The organism is Streptomyces sp. NPDC020917, assembly GCF_044333795.1.
In the GTDB taxonomy this organism is placed as follows: domain Bacteria; phylum Actinomycetota; class Actinomycetes; order Streptomycetales; family Streptomycetaceae; genus Actinacidiphila.
Genome location: NZ_JBIRRR010000056.1, coordinates 1 through 1,823, shown reverse-complemented (window position 1 = coordinate 1,823; position 1,823 = coordinate 1). Strand labels below are relative to the sequence as shown.

General features: G+C 74.1%; 1 protein-coding gene. It reads left to right on the top strand.

Annotated features, from left to right (window positions below):
* Nucleotides 1-1,823: polyketide synthase dehydratase domain-containing protein (locus ACH4TG_RS40915; protein WP_398248405.1), on the top strand; the 1,823-nt coding region annotated here is incomplete at both ends.

Below are 1,823 nucleotides of genomic sequence, written 5' to 3'. Positions count from 1 at the left end.
ACCCACCTCCACACCCAAGGCACCACCCACTACATCGAAATCGGACCCGACACCACCCTCACCACCCTCAACACCCACACCCTCACCAACACCGAACCCACCCCCACCCTCACCCACACCCTCCACCCCAAACACACCCCCACCCACACCCTCACCACCACCCTGCTCAGCGCCCCCAACACCGACTGGAACACCGTCCTCCCCCCAGCCCCCCACACCCCACTCCCCACGTACGCCTTCCAGCACCAGGCGTTCTGGCTGAATCCGGCGGTGACGGCGGATGTCACCTCGGCCGGTCTCGAGGCGACGGATCACCCCCTACTGGGAGCGGCCACACCCCTGCCCGACGGCGGATATCTCTTCACTGGGCGTCTTTCCGTCGCCGCGCACGGCTGGCTGGCCGACCATGCCGTCATGGACACCGCGCTTCTGCCCGGCACCGCGTACGTCGATCTGGCCCTGCACGCCGCGCTGTACGCGGGCTGCGGCGGCGTGAAGGATCTGACGCTGTACGCGCCGATGACGGTGCCGCGGGACGACGCCGTGCAGGTGCAGGTGTCGGTCGGTGCCGCCGAGGAGGGCGGCGAGCGGCCGGTGGCCATGCACGCGCGGCCGGCCGGCACGGACGAGGGCACGCCGTGGGTGCGGCATGCGGCGGGCACGCTGGCGGCAGCCGTGGGCGCGCCCAGGGAGTTCCCGAGCACCTGGCCCCCGCAGGGGGCCGTCGCCGTACCGGTGGAGGACGTGTACCCGCAACTCGGCGCGATCGGGCTGGACTACGGCCCGGCGTTCCAGGGGCTGCGGGCGGCCTGGCGGGCCGGTGACGACCTCTACGCCGAGGTGGCGCTGCCCGAGGGGGCGGCAGTCGACGGCTTCGGCGTCCATCCGGCGCTGCTGGACGCGGCCCTGCACGTGTCGGCCGCGCGGAGGGCGGCGGACGTCGAGGGGGTCCGCGACCGGGACGACCAGGACGCCGGCGACGGCGCGCCGCTGCACCTGCCGTTCTCCTGGAGCGGCGTCACCCTGCACTCGACCGGCGCGAACGTGCTGCGGGTGCGCTTGTCACGCACCGGGGACGAGTCGCTGGCGCTGGCCGCGACCGACCCGGCGGGGACGCCGGTGGTCACGGTGGAGACGCTGGCTGTACGCCCGGTCGACGCGGACCAGTTGCGGCCCGCGGACGACGGAGCGCCGCGCGACGCGCTGTTCGAGCTGGAGTGGGTGCCGGCGGGCGCGCTCCCGGCGGACGGCGACCGTACGGTCGCCGTGCTCGGCGCACCGCTGGTCCACGCCCCAGGGCAGCAGCCGCTGCCGGTTCACGCCGACCTGGACGCCCTCGTCGACGCGGTCACCGAGGGCCGCGCCGCGGCTCCGGACGTCCTGCTCGCCGTGCTGCCCTGCGAGGTCGCGGCCGACGCCGTCGCCACGGTGACGGCCGACGCGCTGACGCTCGCCCAGCAGTTCGTCTCCCTCCCCCAACTCGACGGCACCCGGATGACGTTCGTCACGCATGGGGCGACCACGACGAACCTCGCGCAGGCGGGAGTCGTCGGCCTGGTGCGCACGGCACAGTCCGAGTACCCGCACCGCTTCACCCTCGTCGACCTGGACACGCCGCCGAGCACGACCCCGCTGACGCCCGAACTGCTCGGCCATCTGGCCTCGGAGCTGCCGCAGACGGTACTGCGGGACGGCGTCCCGCACGTGCCGCGGCTGGTCGCGGCCAGGCCGGAGAACGAGGGCACCGCCGGGACACCGATCGATCCGGACGGCACGATCCTGATCACCGGCGGCACCGGCACCCTCGGCAGCCTCGTCGCCCG